Origin of the sequence: Haloparvum sedimenti, from assembly GCF_001462205.1 — an archaeon.
Classification (GTDB): domain Archaea; phylum Halobacteriota; class Halobacteria; order Halobacteriales; family Haloferacaceae; genus Haloparvum; species Haloparvum sedimenti.
In genome coordinates, this window is record NZ_LKIR01000139.1 from 53,696 (window position 1) to 71,601 (window position 17,906).

Sequence of the window (17,906 nt, forward strand, 5' to 3'; positions counted from 1 at the left end):
CTCCTCGCCGATCTCGAAGACGTCGCCGACGATCTCCTCGACGATGTCCTCGACGGTGACGATCCCCTCGACCTCGCCGTACTCGTCGACGACGGTGACCAGCGAGAGTCGCTCCGCCTGCATCTCCGCCAGCAGGGCGTCCACGCGCCGGGAGTCCGGGACGGCGAGCGTCTGCTGGAGCACGTCCTCGAGGCTGAGGCCCTCCCGGAGCGCGCGCTCGGCGTCCCGGATGTCCACGACCCCGACCGTGTCGTCGAGTTCGCCCCGGTAGACGGGCACGCGTGAGACGCGCGCCTCGGCACAGACGCCGACGATCTCCGCGAGGGGCGTCTCAGCGTCAACCGAGACGACGTCCTGCCGAGGGACCATCACCTCGCGGACGGTCGTCTCGCCGAGCCCGAAGATCCCCTCGACCATCTCGCGCTCGCGCCGGTCGATGGCGCCGACGCGCTCGCCGGTCGCGACGAGTCTGGTCAGCTCCGCGCGCGTCAGTTCGGGAGCGTCCGCGGGCTCGGAGCCGGCGAACCGGTTGATCACGTCGACGACCGTCTCGAAGACGATTACGATGGGGTACAGCAGGTACTGGAGCGCGACGATGGGGCGGGCGACGCGCAGCGCCAGCCGGTCCGCGTTCGCGACGCCGTAGGACTTGGGCGCGATCTCGCCGAAGACGAGGATGAGTACGGACATCACCGCGGTGGCGATCGTGACGCCCGCGCCCGGCCCGTAGACGACCGCGAGCGTCGCGGTCGCGAGGCTCGCCATCGAGATGTTGACGAGGTTGTTCCCGACGAGGATCGTCACCAGCAGGCGGTGCGGGTCCTCGCGCAGCCGCGCCAGCGCGGCCGCACGCGGGTCGCCCTCCGACGCCGCGGCGGCGCGATGTCTGTCCAGCGAGAAGATCGCGATCTCGCTGGCGGAGAAGAAGGCGCTCAGACAGAGCAGCCCCGCGATGACGGCGGCCGCGACCGCGAGCGATTCCGTGACCATGCGCTCCGCTTTCGCCGGCGGCGGGTTATAGCTGCGGGAGCGGGGCGGACGGGGCGGGCCGTCCGGCCGGGTCGTGCGCGGCTCCCGCGGCTCCCGCGCCTACCACGCCGACCACGCGGTCGACGTCTCGTCGCGCGCGTACACCCGCTTCACGTCCTTCGCGTACGCCATGTCGCCGTCGTGGTCGAGCTTGTCGAAGCGGTAGGTCGGCGCGTTCTCGCGGATCTGGACCCCCTCGACCGCGAACTTCCGGTCGCCGAACTCCGCGACCTCGCCGACGGTGAACTCGTAGTCGCCGGGGACGCTGATCGAGAACGACTCCGTGTGGTCGCGGTTGCCGTCGTTCGGGTGCATCGACACCTTCACCGTCACGTTGTCGACCGCGCGCGTCCACAGCGTCTCGATCTCCTCGACGTCGGCCTCCTCGACGCGCGTCTCGGGCGCGGTCTCGATGCCGGTGATCCGCACCTGCATCAGCGCGTCCGGCGAGTCGACGACGAACTCCTCGCCCTCCTCGGCGTAGGTGTCCGCCGGGACCTCCATCCGGGTGGTGAACGACTCGCCGTCCTGCGAGACGACGACCTTCAGCTCCTCGGTCTCCTCCTCGGGGATCTCGGCCTTGTGGGTGTGGTCGCACTCCGTGCAGCGGACGGTCGCCTGCCCGCCGGGCTTCAGCACCTCGTGGACCGTCTCGGCGCCGTCCGAACAGGAGGGACAGGCGAGACCGACACGGTCGCCGGATTCGTGATCGCTCATTGGCGGGCGTAGCCGACGCGGGCGTAAAAAGCCGCGTTTGTCCATCTGCGTGCGGTACGGAGTGGCTTGGGAGGTGGATCGGTGAGTGCGTGGTTCTGAGTGAACGCAGTTAGGTGAATGTTCGCGGTACGCCGGGTTTTGAGTGATCAAGCGTCCTGCTGCGCTTGCTGCCGCCAACACCCAGAAAGCCCTCGACCGCTCACGATACGCTGATTTTTGAGTGATCAAGCGTTCTGCTATGCTTGTTGTCAACAGCCAGAAAGCCCTCGACCGCTCACGATACGCTGATTTTTGAGTGATCAAGCGTTCTGCTGTGCTTGTTGTCAACAGCCAGAAAGCCCTCGACCGCTCGCGATACGCTGATTTTTGAGTGATCAAGCGTTCTGCTATGCTTGTTGCCAACAGCCAGAAAGCCCTCGACCGCTCGCGGGCGCTCAGCGACATATCGGCGCTCTCCGCAACACCCGCGCCGATAGGGGTCGTCTGAGCGCCCGCGACCGGCCTCGCCCTTTCAATCCGCCAGGACCCGGTTTGTGGAGTTTATCGTCGAGGCCGGTTGCTCGGTGAGTCTCTGGTTCGGCTGTCGAGTCAAGCGGGGCCTCACGCCTCCCCAGCCTCAGCCGCCCGCGGCCTCCGCGGTGCTCCGGCCGCGGTCGGGCTTCCCTCGCGCGCGTTCCTCGCGCGCGCCGGACGTTGGACAGCCGGCGGGCCGATGCGTCGTGGTCGGCTCGATCAGGCTGCACTCACGGCAGGAGTTCCGCCGCATCCGCGAAAAACGTTCATCTGACGTGCGGTCGCGGTGCGGAGCGGTGCGGTCGGCGCGCGAGAAACGCGCGCGAGGTCGCCGGCGTCGCCGTGAGCGCGGTGCGGAGCGAACGGCGGCTCGGAAATCTCCGATTTCCGGCGCGCGACTGCACGCCGGCTGCTCGAAAATCTCCGATTTTCGGTGGAGGTCGCGGGCGGGGCGCGATGCGGTGTCTCCGGCGTCGCCGTGAGCGCGGTGCGGAGCGAACGGCGGCTCGGAAATCGGAGATTTCCGGCGCGCCACTGCACGCCGGAGGCCAGCGGGACGCGGTTTGTCCCGCGCTGCGTTGCGGTTTCCGCGCCCCGCCTGCGGCCGAGGTTGGGGAGGCGTGAGGCTGCGGGGCGGTTGCGGTGGGTGGGACTGAAAGGGGCAGCCTGCTCGGTCCCGCCCGGACGACGCTCTCGCGAGCCTGCCGAGCGAGAGTCAGCAAGTCGCAGCCCGGACCCGTCCGTCGGGCGGTGCGGAGAGACACAACGGAACGCCCGGACCGTCTGCCGGAACCCGGCGGGTCGAGCCGGCTGGGGCTTTCGAGGTGTCGCTGTCCAGAGCAGCAAAGTCGCCACCAGAACGAGCTGCGTCTCTCGCCTATTCCTCGGTCCGTGCGTCCAGCCAGCCGCGGAGCTCGTCGTTGACGGCCGCGGAGGCTTCGACCCCCGCGAGGTGGCCGGCCGCGACCGACCGGAACTCCCCGCGCGGCAGGCCCTCCGCGAGCGTCTCGCCGTAGTGGGGCGGGCAGGCGTCGTCGGCGTCGCCGTGGACCACGAGCGCGGGCGTCGTCAGCTCGTGGAGGCGGTCGCCGACATCGAACGCCTCTACGGCCGCGCGGTGGGCCGCGAACGTCTCCGGGTCGGCGTCCTCCGCGATCCGCCAGTCCGCGATCCGGTCGAGCACGTCGGGGTGACGCTCGCGGAAACCGGGGGAGAAAGCGGCCTCCAGCGAGGCGCGGACCGCGGCCGGATCGTTCGGGTCCGCCCAGACCGCCGCCGGGTCGTAGGCGTCGCCGGTCGCGGCCGTCCCGATCAGGAAGAGGCTCCGCGGCCGCGAGGAGGCGAGCGCGTACGCCTGCGCGACCATCCCCCCGAGCCCGTAGCCGACGAGGTGCGCCTTGCGGATCCCCGCCTCGGCCAGCACGGCGTCCACGTCCGCCGCGAACGTCGCCGCGTCGAGAGGCCCCTCCGGGGGGTCCGACTCGCCGACCCCGCGGGGTTCGATCGTGACCGTGGTGTACGGTCCCGCGACCGCGCCGTGCTGCCACCCGAACTGCCACGCGCCGAGCCCGGCGTCGCCACAGAGGACGACCGCCGGGCCGTCGCCGTCCGTCTCGTACCGGATCCGCGCGCCGTCGTTCGTTGCGTAGGCCACGGCCGCGGTTCGCTCGCGGACGGTTTACGCGTTCGGGTGACCGAGCGCAGGGCGTGACCGCGCTCGTGAGCACGGCCCGGGGACCGACACCGTGGTGACGACCGACACACTCTTTCGACGTGCGTTCGTGTCGGCGATCGATCGATGCCACGGTGCGTGCGCTGTGACACGGAGATGGAGCCGAAAAGCGAGGGGCTTCTCGCGAAGATCGGGCTGGCTGGGCGGGACGGCTACGAGTGTACCCGGTGCGGGGCGCTGCTCTGTTCGGAGTGTTTCAAGCGCCGGACCATCGAGCTCGCGGGCACGCCCCACGAACGCTGTCCCACCTGTGAGGGGACCCTGGAGAAGCGGTAGCCACGCGCCACCAGACCGCTTAAACGGCGCGCCGCCCCAGTCACGCGTATGAACGTGACCGTGGAGGTCGTCGGTGCAGGGGACCGCGACCTCGCGCTCGCGGACGACGCCACCTACGGCGACGTGATCCGCGAGGCCGGATACAGCCCGCAGGAGGCGTCCGTCCTCGTCGACGGCTCGCCCGTCCCCGAGGACAGCCCGGTCGAGGCCGAGCGCGTCACCCTCCTCCGGCTGATCAAGGGCGGGGCGGAGGACGCCGCGTCCGCCGGGGACCAGCCCTCGACCGACCCCAACGATCTCGATTTCTCGCTGCCGAATCCTGGCCCCGGTCCCGACCCGCTCTCCCTGACAGACTTGGACGCGGACGTGGCGGTACTGCTGTTTCACCGCGATTTCCTCTGCGGCAACTGCCGCGAGCAGGTCGAGGCGGTCTGTGACCGCTACGAGGAGTTCGCCGAGCTGAACGCGGAGGTCGTCTCGGTGCTTCCCGAACCGCGCGAGAAGGCGGCCGAGTGGGTGGTGTACCACGACGCGCCCTACCCGATCGTCGCGGACCCGGACAGCGAGCTGGCGACCCGATACGGCCAGCCGGTGAAGTTCGGCCCGCTCGGTCGGTGGTTCGACCTGCTCGGGCGGATGCCGCTTGCCGCGCTCGTCGACCTCCGGCGCGAGCCCGAACTGCTGTGGGGTCACGCCGGCGACACGCCGGTCGACCGGCCCGACGTGGACGACCTGCTCGACGAGCTCCGGAAGTTCGCGTGACCGGCGGCTCGGGCGGCCCCGCGGACGCGCCCGCCCTTCCGGATCCGGAACCGCCGGCCGGCGTGCTGATACGGACCGCGGCGCCCGCCGACGAACTCGACGTGCGCCGCGTGCTCGACGGCGCGATGCTGGAGGTGGCAGACGAGGCCCTCGCGGCCGCGCTCGAGAACGGCACCGCGCTCGTCGCGCTCGCGGAGCGGGGCGGCGACCGCGACCCCGCGGTCGCTGGCGCGCTGGTCGTCACCGCGGCGGAAGGCGTGACCGACGCGGGTACCGCGACCGGCGCCGCACACCTCGACGCGGTCGCCGTCCGGCTCTCTCGGCGCGGCCGCGGCATCGGCACTGCGCTCGTCGCGCGGGCGCTCGCGGACGCCGCCGCGTCCGGTCACGAACGGCTCATCGCCGAGTTCGACGCTTCGCTTCGGGAGTTCTACGCGGATCTGGGCTTCTCTGTGACTCCGGAGACTGATCGGGGTGCCGAGTCGGAGGATGGGACCGTGGCCGACGCCAACCGCCTCCGCGGCGTTCGCCGCCTGCCGGCTCACGGGGACGAGCGTCGGGACTCGGGGTCGGGATAGCCCGCGCCGCCGCGTCACGCCCCCGCACACGGCCGCTCCGAGCGACGCTCATAAACGCCGCGGCCGCCAAACACGGGAAAATGACTCGCAAGGACGACTATTACAACCGGGCCAAACAGCAGGGATACCGCGCCCGGTCCGCCTACAAGCTCAAGCAGATCGACGAGACGGCGGACCTGTTCGACCGCGGCGACACCGTGGTCGACCTCGGCGCGGCCCCCGGTGGCTGGCTGCAGGTCGCGGCGGAGGAAGTCGGCGAGGGCGGCACCGTGATCGGCGTCGACCTCCAGCGCATCGACGAGTTGGAGTCCGAGGCGGTCGAGACCCTCCGCGGCGACATGACCGAGGAGAAGACGCGAGAGAAGCTTCGCGACCGCATGGACGGCCGACAGGCCGACGCGGTCGTCTCGGACATGGCACCGAACATGACCGGTCAGTACGACCTCGACCACGCCCGCTCGGTCCACCTCGCACGGCAGGCGTTCGAGACCGCTCGCGAGGTCCTCGCGCCCGGCGGCGACTTCGTCGTGAAGGTGTTCCAGGGCCGCGACCTCGACGACTTCCGCGAGGAGGTCGGCGAGGCGTTCGAGTACGTCCGTACCGTCTCCCCCGAGGCTTCCCGCGACTCCTCCTCCGAGGTGTTCCTCGTCGGCAAGGGTCAGATCACCGCGCCCGTCGAGGAGGGCGACCGGATCGAGGTCGAGATAGAGAGCGTCGGCAGCGAGGGCGACGGCATCGCGAAGGTGGAAGGGTACACCCTGTTCGTCCCCGGCACCGAGGCCGGCGACATCGTCGAGGTCGTCGTCGACGACATCAAGCCGAAGTTCGGCTTCGCCGACCGCGTAGACGGATAAGTCGGGGTTGTTCGCGGCGGTTGCGGGCGCTCCGGCCGATCGCGGGTGTTCCGGGTGACCGCGGGCGTTTCGGCCGAGTGCGGGCGTTCCGACTCTGCACGACGAGCACGGCGGAGCCTCGAACGCTCAAAACCGACATGCGAAGAACCGATGGCGAACCGAAAACCGACCGCGAACGGTCGCGAGACCGCTTACGGCTGCTCTTCTTCCAGCTGCTTCCGGCCGGGCGCGATCAGGCGATCGAGGTACTCCGCGAGCGCGCCCTTCGCGTCCGCGGGGTGAAGCTCGCCGGACTCCAGGTCCGCCTCGAGCGCGTCGTAGGCGTCGTACTCCAGGTCACCGCCGTACTCGTCGGGGCGCTCGACGACGACCGCGTCGAAGCGCGGGAAGACGTGGTACTCGAAGATCTGGAGGACGGGGTTCTCACGGTCGACGCCCTCGTCGGTCGCGTCGGGGTCCGCGGTCGGCGGGCAGTACGCCTTGTTCACCTTCGTCTCGATGTCCTCGCGGGAGTCCTCCATGGAGATGGTGACCCCGGTGGAGGAGGACATCTTCCCCTCGCCGGAGGCGAGGTCGGCGATGAGCGGCGTGTGGAGGCTCGTCGGCGGCGCGCGGTCGATGCTCGGGAGCACGTCGCGCGCGAGCATGTGGACCTTGCGCTGCTCCATGCCGCCGACCGCGAGGTCGACACCGAGGTAGGGGATGTCCAGCGCCTGCATCAGGGGGTACACCGCCTGCGAGACCTTCACCGAGTCGCCGGACTTGATCTCCGCCATCGCGCGCTCGGCACGGGCGAGCGTCGTCTCCAGCTCCAGCGCGTGCAGGTCGAGCGTGTAGTCGTCGTCGAGCTGGAAGTCCGAGCCGAGCACGAACTGCGTGCGCTCTTCGTCGAGCCCGTAGGCGATGAACTGGTCGCGCATGCGCTCGGCAGTTCGGCGGATCTCCGCGAACGACCCCTTGTCGTTGAGGTAGGCGTGCACGTCCGCCAGAAGCACCGTGACCTCGAAGCCCGCCTCCTGGAGGTCGATCAGCTTGTTCGCGGTCAGCATGTGCCCGATGTGGAGGACGCCCGAGGGCTCGTAGCCGACGTACGCCCGCTTCCCGTCGGGGTCGTCGGCCAGCGCCTCGATCTCCTCTTCGGTGACCACCTCGGCCGCGTTCCGGGTGATCAACTCGTAGGCTTCCATACACCTCACTGTGGGCAGGGGTGGGATATGACTTCTGGAACGGTGGAAACCGTTCGCGCGGCCCGGGTGGGGAGCGGGCCGACGAACGAGGGGCGCCCGAAGGTGGGGGTCGCGGCGCCCCGGAGGTAGGGTCGCGCGACCGCCGGATGGGCGGCGCGCGCCCGCGGGGAGCGGAACGACCGGGGGTGCAGCCGGCCGTCGCTCCCTCGATTATTACTCCGTTTCTATCGTGATAAATTTTCTTGCCAATGGAAGAACTCCGATCGGCGGCCACCTGGATTGACGGCGGAACGAGCGCCGAAATTCCGCAGCTCAGTCGCGGTCCGCCCGGTGCTCGGAGATGATACGGTCGATGGCGTCCTCGGTCCGCTCCTTGTGCCACGACTCCGCACGCTCGCGCCAGTCGGCGATCGCCTCGCGAACGTCGCGCTCGCTGGCGACCGCCAGCTCGTCGATCTCGCGGATCTCGACGGCGGCGGCCGGCGCGACGGGGACCCCCGCCTCGAAGAGGGTTTCCTCGGCCACGGCGGGGATCGTTCCCTCCCGGAGTACCAGCCGCGGATCCGTCTCCGCGAGCCGCTCCGCGGTGGAGCGACCCGCGCCGGAGGCGTCCCTGAGGTACACCACGTCGCCGGCGGCCAGCCCGTACTCCTCGTCCGCCGCCTCGATCGCGTCGAGCGTGAACTGGGTGATCGGCTTGACCGAGACCAGATCTCGGCCCTCGGCCACGTCAGTGAAGTTCGAGTGGTCGAGCTTCCACAGCTCCTTCAGTCGGTCGAGCTTGTCCGCCAACTTCTCGGCGCGCTCCGCGGCCGCCTCGCGCTCGCGCTCCAGCCGGTCGTTCTCGCGCTGGATCCGGGAAACGGTGCGGCGCTCCCGGGCCTCGATCCGCTCCTCGCGTTTGGCCTCGGAGAGCTCCTCCTCCAGCTCCGCGATCCGGTCGTCCTTCTTCCCGACCTCGGTCTCGAGGTCCGCCGCGTGGTCCTCCAATCGGTCGACGCGCCGTCGAAGTCGCCGTATTTCCTCCTCCTCGGGAGTGCGGTCCGGGGCCGTCGGATCGGTCTCCCCGCCGCCGTCGCCGTCCTCCCCGTCGCCGTCGCTCCCGTCCCCGCCGTCGTCGGTCAGGTCCGCGAGCACCGCCTCGACCGAGGATCCGCCGGCGACGACGCGAGCGATCACCTCCTCGCGGTCGACGCGGGCGGGCGTCTTCCGCGTGATACGCTCGAACTGGTCGGCGTGGTCGTCGACCGCGTACAGCGCGGCCGCGAGCGCGTCCCGCTCGTGGTCGTTCTCGTAGGTCACCTCTCGCGTGCGGTGGAGCTTCTCGTCCACGGGGATGTCCGAGTCGGGCGTCCATCCCGCGGCGTCGAACGACCGACGGAACTTTTCGACGGTCTCGGGCATGTGCTCCACGTCCGCGGCGACGATGACCGGGCGCCCGCGCTCGATCACCCACTCGGTCACCTCGGCGGTGTCCGCGGTCCGCGAGGAGTAGAGGTCGTGGACCGTGCCGTCGAGGCCGACGACCGCGACCGCGGTCGTGGTTCCGGGGTCGATCCCCACGATGACGCGGTCGCGTCGCTGAACGATGGGCTCGTAGGTGATGCCGTCGCGGCGCTGGCGCTCGACCTCCACGCGCACGTCTCCCGCCCGGGAGTTCGAGACGGGGATGTCCTCGGGCCGCGCCTGAACGGTGAAGACCGCGTTGGAGTAGCCGCCGTACTTCTTCGTTATCTCCCGCTCGTACTCGAGATTCGCGTCCTTGAGCTCGGACTCGACCTGCCGGCTCCGCTTCTTGACGTTACCGTGGATCCGACGCGTGTAGCGGTCCTGGCTCCAGCCGCCCTTGCCGGTCGATCGCCCGCGCGAGACCTTCACCGTCGTCTCGTCGGTGAACGCGGAGACGACGTGGCCGACGTTGGCGGCCGCGAGCCGGGCGGCCGCCTCCGCCTCCTCCATCGGGTCCTTCCCGTACGGAATGCCGTGTCTGGACGCAACTCGCGAGAGGGGTTCGGGCCGCTCCGCGCCGGTCACCTGCACCAGCCGCGTGCCGTCGGGGAGCGAGCGAAGCAGGCCGACGAGGTCGTTCTTGTCGGCGGCCAGCTCGTAGGCGTTGTCGGTGGCGACGCGAGAGGGCTCGCGCTCCTCGATGAGGCGTCGAAGCTTGCGGAGCGAGACCACGTCGCGCTCGACGCGGGCCATCGGGCCGTCCGCGTCCGGCGCGTCCGGGTCGTCGTCCGCCGACGTGAGCACGACGAGCGCGTAGGAGGGGGCGTCGCCGCGCACGTCGCCGCTCTGCACGTCGACGCCGAACACCGGCGCGTCGAGCGCGCGGATCGTCCGGGCTGTCACGGCCGGAAGTAGGCCGCTCGCGTGTAAATACTCCACGCCGCACGCGGTCGATCCGGCGGTCCAACGCGTACACATTTATGTGATGCCGCGCAACGTCGGGCCGACCCGTGACAGCAGCCGCCGACCGACCGCACGCGCTGAAGGCGCTCAACACCGTGGCCACGGAGCTGAAGGACTGTGAGACGCCCGAGGAGGTGTGCGAGCGGACGGTCGCCGCCGCCGAGCGGATCCTCGATTTCGACCTCTGCGTGATCAACCTCGAGGAGGACGGCCGGCTCCCCATCGCCGCCGTTTCCTCGGGCGTACCGCCGGACGGCGCGACGCCGATGTCGGTCGAGGAGGGGATCGTCGGCCGCGTCTACCGGTCCGGCGAGGCCGATGTCGTCGACGACATCGACGAGGAGCCGGACGCGAACCCGCAGGGCCCCTACGGCTCGGCACTGACGATACCCATCGGCGACTACGGCGTGTTCCAGGCGGTATCGGAGGAGACGCACGGCTTCGACGAGAGCGACCTCGAGCTCGGCGAGCTGCTGGTCGCCCACTGCTCGTCCGCGCTGGACCGTCTCGAGCGCGAGGCGGAGATCCGCGAGCACGTGCACAGACTGGAGCGTCAGAACGACCGCCTCGAGGAGTTCGCGGACGTCGTCTCCCACGACCTCAGGAACCCCCTCTCGGTGTTGGAGGGGTACCTCGAACTCGCTCGCGAGACGAACGGCCCCGAGCACTTCGACCGCTGCGAGGAGGCCGTCGAGCGCATGCACCGGCTCATCGACGGTCTGCTGACGCTGGCTCGACAGGGCGAGACCCTCGGCGAGACCGAGGAACTCTCGCTGGCGTCGGTCGTCGAGCCGTGCTGGCGCACAGTCGACACCGGCGGTGCCGACCTCGTCCTCGAAGGGGACGCGACGCTGACGGGCGACCCCGAGCGCCTGCGCCAGCTGTTCGAGAACCTGTTTCGGAACGCGGTCGAACACGGCACCGGCGAGGGTCGCGCTCCGACCGACCTCACGATCCGGGTGGGCGTACTGCCCGACCGGACCGGATTCTACGTGGAGGACGACGGAGTCGGGATACCGCCGGCGGACCGGTCGGACGTGCTCGAACCGGGCTACACGACGAACGAGGAAGGGACCGGGTTCGGGCTCGGGATCGTCAAGGGTGTCGCGGATGCACACGGCTGGACGCTCCGTATCGACGAGAGCGAAGGCGGCGGCGCCCGGTTCGAGTTTCACGGCATCGAGAGCCTTCGGACCGACGGAACCGCGGACGAAAACGGGACCGAACACGAGGACGAGTCGGAGAGCGAGGTCGGGACCGACGACGGCGCTGTCTGATCCCGCCGAAGAGCCGCGCCGGATGACCGCTGCGGTGACCGCGCTACGACTCGTCGGCGTCCGGGAAGGGGACCTCCAGTTTCCGTCCGTCGTCCGGAACGAAGCACTCGCCGTCGAAGACGGCCCGAGCCTCCGCAGCGATCGGGCTCGCGTCGCCCGCGTACCGCGAGGAGATGTGAGTGAGCGCCAGTCGACGGGCGCCGGCGCGGGCCGCGATCTCCCCGGCCTCGCGACCGGTGGAGTGGGCGGTCGATCGCGCGCGCTCGGCCATCTCCTCGGCGAATGTGGCGTCGTGAACCAGCAGGTCCGCGTTCTCGGCCGCCTCGACGGTCCGGTCGATCGGGCGCGTGTCGGCGGTGTAGACCAGTTTGCGGCCGGGGCGGGGGTCGCCGACCACCTGCTCGGGGCGGACGACGGTGCCGTCCTCCAGCTCGACGGTCTCGCCGGCGTGAAGGCGACCGAACATCGGGCCGGCCGGGACACCCAACTCCTCCGCAGTCGAACGGTCGAACCGCCCCGGTCGCGCGTCCTCGACGAGCGCGTACCCCTGTGACCGCGTTCGGTGTTCCGTCTCGAACGTGCGGACCGCGTACTCCTCGGTCCGGAGCGCGACCGATCCCGGGGTCACCTCGTTGATGCGGACAGGGAAGCTCGGCTGGTGGCCGCCCGCGTGGACGAGGTCCTCGAGGTCCCGCTTGCAGTTGGGCGGACAGTGGATCGCGAGGGGGTCGGTCCGCTCGGTGAAGTCGAGCGTCTGGACCAGCCCCGGGATACCGAGGATGTGGTCCCCGTGGAGGTGCGAGACGAAGATGTGGTCGACGGTGAAGCCCGTCCCGAACCGCATCATCTGGCGCTGCGTCCCCTCGCCGCAGTCGAACAGCAGGCGGTCCCCTTCCCGATTGACGAGCAGGGCGCTCGGCGCCCGCTCGGTCGTCGGGACGGCGCCGCCGGTTCCGAGGAACGTCACGCGCAGAGACATGGTACAGTCTGGGAGGGCCGGTTTGAAACCCGCTTCGATGCGGTCGCCGTCCGACGCGACGGCGGCGGGACGACGCGTTCCCGAACCGCGACGAAACGCTTTCGGGAGTCGCCGGCGTCCGCACGAGCATGACCGGTCCCCTCCGCCGCGCCGCCGGGAACCTCCGTCGCCGCTGGCGGCGGATCCTCGCGCTGTTGGTCGTCGGTGCGGGCGTCGTCGCCCCCATCCTCACGGACCTCTGGTGGTCGCTGCCGCTGGTCTGGTTCCTCGGGATCTTCGTCGCGCTCCCCGTTCTCCACACGCTCGCGAAACCCCTGCCCGATGCCGAGGACGGGAGCGCGGACCCCGACGCCGAGACCGACCCCGCGCTCGACGCGCTCCGCGAGCGGTACGCCCGCGGGGAGATCGACGAGGAGGAGTTCGAACGCCGGCTGGACCGGCTCCTCGCGACCGAGAACGCGGAGACGCGCGACCGCGAGGGCGTGGCGACCCGGATACGGGAGAACGCGCGACGCGAGGTCGAGCGGCTCCGCCGATGAGCCTCCGCGCCCTGCTCGCGTTTCCCGTTCGCGGCTCCCCCCGCCTCGACGCGCTGCTCGTCGGGAGCGGCCTGCACCTGCTTGCGGTGTGGATCCCGCTAGTCCCGTTCGTCGCCGTAGCCGGCTACCTCGCCCGCGTGCTCGCGGTCGCCAGCGACGACGACCGGATCGCGGAGACGGCGCGACCCGGGTGGCGACCGCTCGGGCCCCTGCTGGCCGACGGCGTCCGGCTGACCGCGACCGCGGTGGCCTATCTCGCCGTGCCGACCGTCCTCGCGGTGGTCACCCTCGGCGGTCCCCTCGGGCGGATCGACCCCTCGGGAACCGGCGAGGGCGGACTCCTGCTGGTCGGCTCGACGGTGACGCTGTTCACCGCCCTCGCGCTGGCGTACCCGCTCCCGGCCGCGCTGGTCGCGGTGGCCCGAACGCGACGGCTCCGGGCCGCGCTCGACCGGCGCCTGCTCGGGGTCGCCACCCGGGACGGCGGCTACCTGTTCGCGGTGCTTGTCGGCGGGGCGGGCCTCGGGCTCGCGGCCGCGGCCTACGACGCGCTGAACGCCGTCGCCGCCGGCTTCGTCGTCGGCTTCTACGTCGAGGTCGTCGCCGCAGCCGGGGTCGGTGCCGCCGCCGGCGCGGCGTGGCGCCGGGCCGGGGTCTCGCCGACGCGGGCCGACGGAGCCGGCGGAGTCGGCGGGACGCGCGCGGTCGACGCCGCCGACGCGGGCGCCTCGGCCGACCCGGACGGCGCGGACGGCTGACCGCCGCGCTTTAGCCGCGTTCCGTCGAACGCCGACGCATGACACACGACGACCCGGCGGCGCTGCGCGCACGAGCGCTCGCGACGCTCCGGATCCAGTACCCGGACACGCTCGCCGTGAGCGGGATGGCGTCCGGCGGCTACCGCCTCCTCCACCCGGTCTCCGGCGAACCGTACGAATCCGACCGGCACCTCGTCGCCACCTGTCGCGGGATCGCGAACTTCGCGACGGGCGCCCTGCTGGACGGACCGGCGTGGTGCGGCGACGCCGCCGCCCACGGCGTGCGGTTTCTGGAGGCGGAGCATCGCGCGGATCCGGACGACCCGGACGCGGGGTACCGCCTGATCGTCTCCCCCGACGGCGAACCGGTCGACCGCACGCGCTCGGCGTACGCGCACGCGTTCGTCCTCCTCGCGCTCTCGCGGGCGGCCGACGCCGGAGTGGAGGCCCCCGACGACGAGCCGGTCGCGTCCGAGGACGTGGCCGCGGCCGCGGACCTGCTCACGGACCGATTCGTCGAACCGAACGGCCTGCTCGCGAGCGATCGCGACGCGGAGTGGGGAGAGGTCGAGCCCTACCGGGGACAGAACGCCAACATGCACGCCTGCGAGGCGTACCTCGCGGCCCACCGCGCGACCGGCGACACGCGGTATCTGGACCGGGCGCGGACGGTCGCCGCGCGCCTGACGGTGGAGCTGGCGGCCGAGACGGACGGGCTGCTGTGGGAGCACTACGACGCCGACTGGGCGCACGCGTTCGGCTACAACGCGGACGCGCCGCGACACCAGTTCCGGCCGCCGGGGTATCAACCCGGTCACCACGCCGAGTGGGCGAAGCTGCTCGCGCTGCTCGACCGCCGCGGTGCGGCCGTTCCGGACGTCGACGATGCGGTTCGGGGTGCCATGACCGCCACGGACTGGTTCGAGCGCGCGGCGGAGCTGTTCGACGCGGCGGTCGACCTCGGCTGGACGGGAGCGGGCTTCGCGTACACGGTCGGTCGGGACGGCGAGGTGCTGGTCCCGGACCGCTACGGCTGGGCGGTCGCGGAGGCGCTCGGCGCCGCGGCCGCACTCGCGGAACGCGCCCGGAGCCGCGGTCGCGACCCCGAGGCCGACCGGTTCCGTGACTGGCACCGCCGCCTGCTCGCGACCGCGGAGCGCTTCCGCGGCCCCGCCGGGCTCTGGTACGAGAAGCGCGTTCCGGGTGAGTCGGCGGAGCGCGAGGACGAGCCGGTCCCGCCCGAGCCGCCGGGGGTCGAGCCGGACTACCACCCGGTCGGCGCGTACGCGGAGAGCTATCGATCCTTCCGGGAGTGAGGTCCGACCGCGGAGCGGTCGTGGACACCGTTGCGGTACTGATACGGTGCGGTACCGATGCGGTCGGCGCGCGCGAGCAACGCGCGCGAGGGAGGTCGCGGGCCCGGCGCGCTGCGGTGCGGTCCGCGCCGGGCCCGCGGCCGAGGCTGGGGAGGTGTGAGGCTGCGGTGCGGTGCTGTACGGGGTGGGACTGAAAGGGGCAGCCGGCTCGATCCGGCCCCGACGAAGTAAGCACTCGCGCCGGGCAGTGCTGAGAGGCGCAAGCGCGCAGCGAGGCGCGGCCGGTCGAGCCGGCTGGGGCTTTCTGGGTGGTGCTGTCCCAAGCAGCAGGACCAGAAATGAGCACGGAAGCGCATGAGGGAAGGCCTGCTGGGGCTTTCCGGGTGGTGCTGTCCCGATCAGCAGGAAGCACCACCAGAGACAGAAATTCCGTACGGAGAAACGGATGGGAGGATTTCTGGGCAGCGCTGTCCCGATCAGCAGGCTCAGAACCACGGGCAAAGGCGTCGCAGCGAGACCGAGACGGAACCTGCAAAAACGTCCACGTCCCGATCACCAGAAGACGACAGCCGAGAACCCCGCCAAACGCGTATCAGGCCATGCCGAACGCGCGCATCGCGGAGCCGACGAGCCCTTTCGCGACGAGCGCGACGCCCGCGAGCAGGATCATCAGGCCCGCGCCGATGACGGGGTCGCGCCACGTGACCAGCGCGATCGCGAACAGGACGAGCAGGAGGCCGGCGATGCCCTCGAGACCGAGCTTGTTTCGCATGGGCGGATGTGCGCGGGCCGGGCGGTAAAAGGTGGACGCTTCCGGCCGCGGGACACGCGCCGGGGCGGGGACGCAGTCGGGCGGCCGTTCGCAGTCCGGCGGCCGTCCGCAGTCCGGCGGCCGTCCGCGGTCGGCGCTTTTAACGTGTCGGACGTGTAACCGCCCCTGCGTATGAGCGACGACGACGGCAAGCGCGGGCCCGACCTCCGGATGCCCGACGACGACGAGGTGTTCGCCGAGGTCACCGAAATGCTGGGGGCAAACCGCGTGCAGGTCCGGTGTGCGGACGGCACCGAGCGCACCGCGCGCATCCCCGGCCGCATGCAGAAGCGCGTCTGGATCCGCGAGGGCGACGTGGTCCTCGTCGAGCCGTGGGACTGGCAGGACGAAAAGGCGGACGTGGCCTACCGCTACGAGGAGAGCGCGGCCGACCAGCTCCGCGAGGAAGGTCACATCAGGTAGCGCGGTCGCGTCGGCTCACTCCTCGCGCTCGTCCGCGTCGCCGTCCGCCTGCTGGCTCGGCAGCCGGGTCGGGTCCGCCGGCTCCGCGCCGTGTCTGGCGTCGTCGCGCTCGAGCGCGTACAGCACCGGCCCGAGCGACGCCAGCACCAGCACGCCGGGCAGCGGCACGCTCGGGACGAACAGGAACAGCGCCAGCGCGCCGGCGGTCGAGGCGAGAACGAATCCGCCCCACAGCCGCGGGCGCGCGATGCCCGCGCTCGCGGCGTCCCGATACACGAGGGCGGTCAGCGCGGCGACGGCGAGCGCACCGACGACGGCGGGGACGATCGCGACCATGCCCGAGATTGCGCCGAAGCGACGAAAAGGGTTCCGCGACGGGCCGAGGGCGCGAGCCGCGGCGGCGAAGGTCCCGGTCCGGTCCAGTTCGGTCCGGAAACGAAGCCGGCCGCCCCGTGACCTCCGGGCTTATACGTCCCCGTCGCCAACGGCTTACGAATGAGTGGCGAGTTCGGCCTGCTCGACCCCGCGGACGACCCCGCCGAGGAGTGGGAGCGGATCGACGTCTCCGACACCGAGGCGGACCGCATCGCCCGCGAGCGCGACCGCGAGTTCGAGCAGTTCCGCGACCGGATCACCGACGCCGACCAGTTCAAGGTCGAGGGCGCGGTGTTCGACGACGCGACGCTGGCGGCGCTGTACAAGCTCGTGCAGGACGGCTACATCGCCGCCTTCGGCGGCCCCGTCTCCACGGGCAAGGAGGCGCACGTCTTCGAGGCGCTCGGCGGCCGACGCGCGGACCCCGACACCGCCGAGGACGCGGCCGCGACCGACGACCGCGGCGAGGGCCGAGGCGGCGACCGCGAGGTGGCGGTGAAGATCTACCGGATCAACGCCTCCGACTTCCGGCAGATGCGCGAGTACCTGGAGGGCGACCCTCGCTTCGAGGGGATCGGCTCCGACAAGAAGGCGACCGTCCTCGCGTGGACGCGCAAGGAGTTCGCCAACCTCAAGCGCGCCCGAAAGGCGGGCGTCCGCGTCCCCGAGCCGCTGGCCGTCCAGCGAAACGTTCTCGTGATGGAACTCGTGGGCCACGCGGACGACCGCGCCCGGCGGCTCTCCGAGGTCACCGTCGAGAACCCCGAAACCGCCTACGAGGTCGTCCGCGAGTACATGCAGCGGCTCTACCGCGCCGGGCTGATCCACGGCGACCTCTCCGAGTACAACATGATCATCCACGACGGCGAACTGGTGATCATCGACCTCGGACAGGCGGCGACGGTTCATCACCCGAACGCCGCCGAGTACCTCGATCGCGACTGCGAGAACGTGGCCGCCTTCTTCCGCCGGCAGGGGCTGAACGTGACGGCCGCCGACCTCCGGGAGTACGTCACCGCGGTCGAGCCGGCGCCGGCGGCCGACGCGTCGGACTTGCCGGGCGACGTGAACGGCGAAGACGAGTAGCGGTCGGCGGGCGACGCCTCGCGTCGATCGGCGCCCCTCGAAGCACCGATCCCGTTACACCGAGAACTCGAAGAGGTCGTCGCCGACGTGGTGGATCGACTCGACGACCTTCCCGCTGTCGCCGGCCATCTCGTCGCCGTCGACGAGCGCGCGGCCGATCGCCAGCACCTTGCCGTGCGTCTCCTCCGCGACCGCGACGAGGTCGCCCGTCTCGATCCCCTCGTCGGCGGTCGTGATCCCCGGACGCATCACGTCGGCGCCGTCGGAGACGAACGAGATCGC

At 71.2% G+C, this 17,906-nt stretch carries 19 protein-coding genes and 1 pseudogene; 11 read left to right on the forward strand and 9 right to left on the reverse strand.

The window, feature by feature from the left end; genetic code table 11:
• The 3 genes from AN233_RS13890 to AN233_RS13900 all read right to left on the reverse strand — a co-directional run.
• Positions 1-990, reverse strand: a 990-nt coding sequence (locus AN233_RS13890; protein ID WP_218055099.1) for a hemolysin family protein, incomplete at its 3' end; no start/stop codon positions are given.
• 99 nt (positions 991-1,089) lie between these two features.
• Complete coding sequence (locus tag AN233_RS13895; protein ID WP_058367374.1) at positions 1,090-1,746, reverse strand: HVO_0476 family zinc finger protein; 657 nt, start codon at positions 1,744-1,746, stop codon at positions 1,090-1,092.
• 1,390 nt (positions 1,747-3,136) lie between these two features.
• The gene (locus tag AN233_RS13900) at positions 3,137-3,913 is read right to left on the reverse strand and encodes an alpha/beta fold hydrolase (RefSeq protein ID WP_058367375.1); all 777 of its coding nucleotides are present in this window, start codon (positions 3,911-3,913) and stop codon (positions 3,137-3,139) included.
• 144 nt (positions 3,914-4,057) lie between these two features.
• Between AN233_RS13900 and AN233_RS13905 the strand changes: the two genes are divergently transcribed.
• From AN233_RS13905 to AN233_RS13920, 5 genes and pseudogenes are all read left to right on the forward strand, one after another.
• Complete coding sequence (locus AN233_RS13905) at positions 4,058-4,267, forward strand: hypothetical protein (protein WP_058367376.1); 210 nt, start codon at positions 4,058-4,060, stop codon at positions 4,265-4,267.
• Between the two features lie 48 nt (positions 4,268-4,315).
• Positions 4,316-4,528: pseudogene (samp2, locus tag AN233_RS17470) on the forward strand (ubiquitin-like small modifier protein SAMP2); the annotation flags it as partial.
• A complete protein-coding gene (locus AN233_RS16525) occupies positions 4,502-5,029 on the forward strand; it encodes a redoxin domain-containing protein (protein WP_094192430.1) in 528 nt (175 codons plus the stop codon). The pseudogene samp2 and the gene AN233_RS16525, both read left to right, overlap by 27 nt.
• Positions 5,026-5,607, forward strand: coding sequence for a GNAT family N-acetyltransferase (locus tag AN233_RS13915; protein WP_058367377.1), 582 nt, complete (start codon positions 5,026-5,028; stop codon positions 5,605-5,607). The genes AN233_RS16525 and AN233_RS13915 overlap by 4 nt, the downstream gene beginning before the upstream one ends.
• An 80-nt stretch (positions 5,608-5,687) precedes the next feature.
• Positions 5,688-6,461, forward strand: a complete 774-nt coding sequence (locus AN233_RS13920) for a 23S rRNA (uridine(2552)-2'-O)-methyltransferase (RefSeq protein ID WP_058367378.1) — start codon at positions 5,688-5,690, stop codon at positions 6,459-6,461.
• Between the two features lie 191 nt (positions 6,462-6,652).
• Here the strand turns inward: AN233_RS13920 and AN233_RS13925 are convergent, their stop codons facing one another.
• A complete protein-coding gene (locus AN233_RS13925) occupies positions 6,653-7,648 on the reverse strand; it encodes a tyrosine--tRNA ligase (RefSeq protein WP_058367379.1) in 996 nt (331 codons plus the stop codon).
• A gap of 312 nt (positions 7,649-7,960) precedes the next feature.
• Entirely contained in the window at positions 7,961-10,000 is a 2,040-nt protein-coding gene (locus tag AN233_RS13930; protein ID WP_058367380.1) for a DUF460 domain-containing protein, read from the reverse strand.
• Positions 10,001-10,107: 107 nt separating this feature from the next.
• Here AN233_RS13930 and AN233_RS13935 point away from each other — a divergent pair, with 107 nt between their 5' ends.
• The gene (locus tag AN233_RS13935; RefSeq protein WP_058367381.1) at positions 10,108-11,337 is read left to right on the forward strand and encodes a sensor histidine kinase; all 1,230 of its coding nucleotides are present in this window, start codon (positions 10,108-10,110) and stop codon (positions 11,335-11,337) included.
• 43 nt (positions 11,338-11,380) lie between these two features.
• Here AN233_RS13935 and rnz read toward each other — a convergent pair whose 3' ends face one another.
• Entirely contained in the window at positions 11,381-12,316 is a 936-nt protein-coding gene (rnz, locus tag AN233_RS13940) for a ribonuclease Z (RefSeq protein WP_058367382.1), read from the reverse strand.
• A 128-nt stretch (positions 12,317-12,444) separates the two neighbouring features.
• On the opposite strand from rnz, the gene AN233_RS13945 reads away from it, so the two are divergent.
• Genes AN233_RS13945 through AN233_RS13955 form a run of 3 tightly spaced genes read left to right on the forward strand, consistent with a single transcriptional unit; the run spans position 12,445 to position 14,929 of the window.
• Positions 12,445-12,855, forward strand: coding sequence for an SHOCT domain-containing protein (locus AN233_RS13945; protein WP_058367383.1), 411 nt, complete (start codon positions 12,445-12,447; stop codon positions 12,853-12,855).
• The gene (locus AN233_RS13950) at positions 12,852-13,613 is read left to right on the forward strand and encodes a DUF4013 domain-containing protein (protein WP_058367384.1); all 762 of its coding nucleotides are present in this window, start codon (positions 12,852-12,854) and stop codon (positions 13,611-13,613) included. The genes AN233_RS13945 and AN233_RS13950 overlap by 4 nt, the downstream gene beginning before the upstream one ends.
• A 38-nt stretch (positions 13,614-13,651) precedes the next feature.
• The gene (locus AN233_RS13955; RefSeq protein WP_058367385.1) at positions 13,652-14,929 is read left to right on the forward strand and encodes an AGE family epimerase/isomerase; all 1,278 of its coding nucleotides are present in this window, start codon (positions 13,652-13,654) and stop codon (positions 14,927-14,929) included.
• A gap of 592 nt (positions 14,930-15,521) precedes the next feature.
• On the opposite strand, the gene AN233_RS13960 is transcribed toward AN233_RS13955, so the two are convergent.
• On the reverse strand, positions 15,522-15,701 hold the full coding sequence (locus AN233_RS13960) for a DUF7470 family protein (protein WP_058367386.1): 180 nt from the start codon (positions 15,699-15,701) through the stop codon (positions 15,522-15,524).
• 171 nt (positions 15,702-15,872) lie between these two features.
• Here AN233_RS13960 and eif1A point away from each other — a divergent pair, with 171 nt between their 5' ends.
• The gene (eif1A, locus tag AN233_RS13965) at positions 15,873-16,163 is read left to right on the forward strand and encodes a translation initiation factor eIF-1A (protein WP_058367387.1); all 291 of its coding nucleotides are present in this window, start codon (positions 15,873-15,875) and stop codon (positions 16,161-16,163) included.
• Between the two features lie 15 nt (positions 16,164-16,178).
• On the opposite strand, the gene AN233_RS13970 is transcribed toward eif1A, so the two are convergent.
• Positions 16,179-16,499, reverse strand: coding sequence for a hypothetical protein (locus tag AN233_RS13970; RefSeq protein WP_058367388.1), 321 nt, complete (start codon positions 16,497-16,499; stop codon positions 16,179-16,181).
• Positions 16,500-16,658: 159 nt separating this feature from the next.
• On the opposite strand from AN233_RS13970, the gene rio1 reads away from it, so the two are divergent.
• Entirely contained in the window at positions 16,659-17,624 is a 966-nt protein-coding gene (gene rio1 / locus AN233_RS13975) for a serine/threonine-protein kinase Rio1 (protein WP_058367389.1), read from the forward strand.
• A gap of 54 nt (positions 17,625-17,678) precedes the next feature.
• Here the strand turns inward: rio1 and AN233_RS18135 are convergent.
• On the reverse strand, positions 17,679-17,906 hold a 228-nt coding region (locus AN233_RS18135), incomplete at its 5' end, for a PUA domain-containing protein (RefSeq protein ID WP_343123575.1).

Excerpts from the sequence above, each read along its gene's own strand:
- AN233_RS13895 (WP_058367374.1), bottom strand. The coding sequence starts at position 1,746 with ATGAGCGATCACGAATCCGGCGACCGTGTCGGTCTCGCCTGTCCCTCC.
- AN233_RS13905 (WP_058367376.1), top strand. The coding sequence starts at position 4,058 with ATGCCACGGTGCGTGCGCTGTGACACGGAGATGGAGCCGAAAAGCGAG.
- AN233_RS13920 (WP_058367378.1), top strand. The coding sequence starts at position 5,688 with ATGACTCGCAAGGACGACTATTACAACCGGGCCAAACAGCAGGGATAC.
- AN233_RS13925 (WP_058367379.1), bottom strand. The coding sequence starts at position 7,648 with ATGGAAGCCTACGAGTTGATCACCCGGAACGCGGCCGAGGTGGTCACC.
- rnz (WP_058367382.1), bottom strand. The coding sequence starts at position 12,316 with ATGTCTCTGCGCGTGACGTTCCTCGGAACCGGCGGCGCCGTCCCGACG.
- AN233_RS13945 (WP_058367383.1), top strand. The coding sequence starts at position 12,445 with ATGACCGGTCCCCTCCGCCGCGCCGCCGGGAACCTCCGTCGCCGCTGG.
- AN233_RS13950 (WP_058367384.1), top strand. The coding sequence starts at position 12,852 with ATGAGCCTCCGCGCCCTGCTCGCGTTTCCCGTTCGCGGCTCCCCCCGC.
- AN233_RS13955 (WP_058367385.1), top strand. The coding sequence starts at position 13,652 with ATGACACACGACGACCCGGCGGCGCTGCGCGCACGAGCGCTCGCGACG.
- AN233_RS13960 (WP_058367386.1), bottom strand. The coding sequence starts at position 15,701 with ATGCGAAACAAGCTCGGTCTCGAGGGCATCGCCGGCCTCCTGCTCGTC.
- eif1A (WP_058367387.1), top strand. The coding sequence starts at position 15,873 with ATGAGCGACGACGACGGCAAGCGCGGGCCCGACCTCCGGATGCCCGAC.
- AN233_RS13970 (WP_058367388.1), bottom strand. The coding sequence starts at position 16,499 with ATGGTCGCGATCGTCCCCGCCGTCGTCGGTGCGCTCGCCGTCGCCGCG.
- rio1 (WP_058367389.1), top strand. The coding sequence starts at position 16,659 with ATGAGTGGCGAGTTCGGCCTGCTCGACCCCGCGGACGACCCCGCCGAG.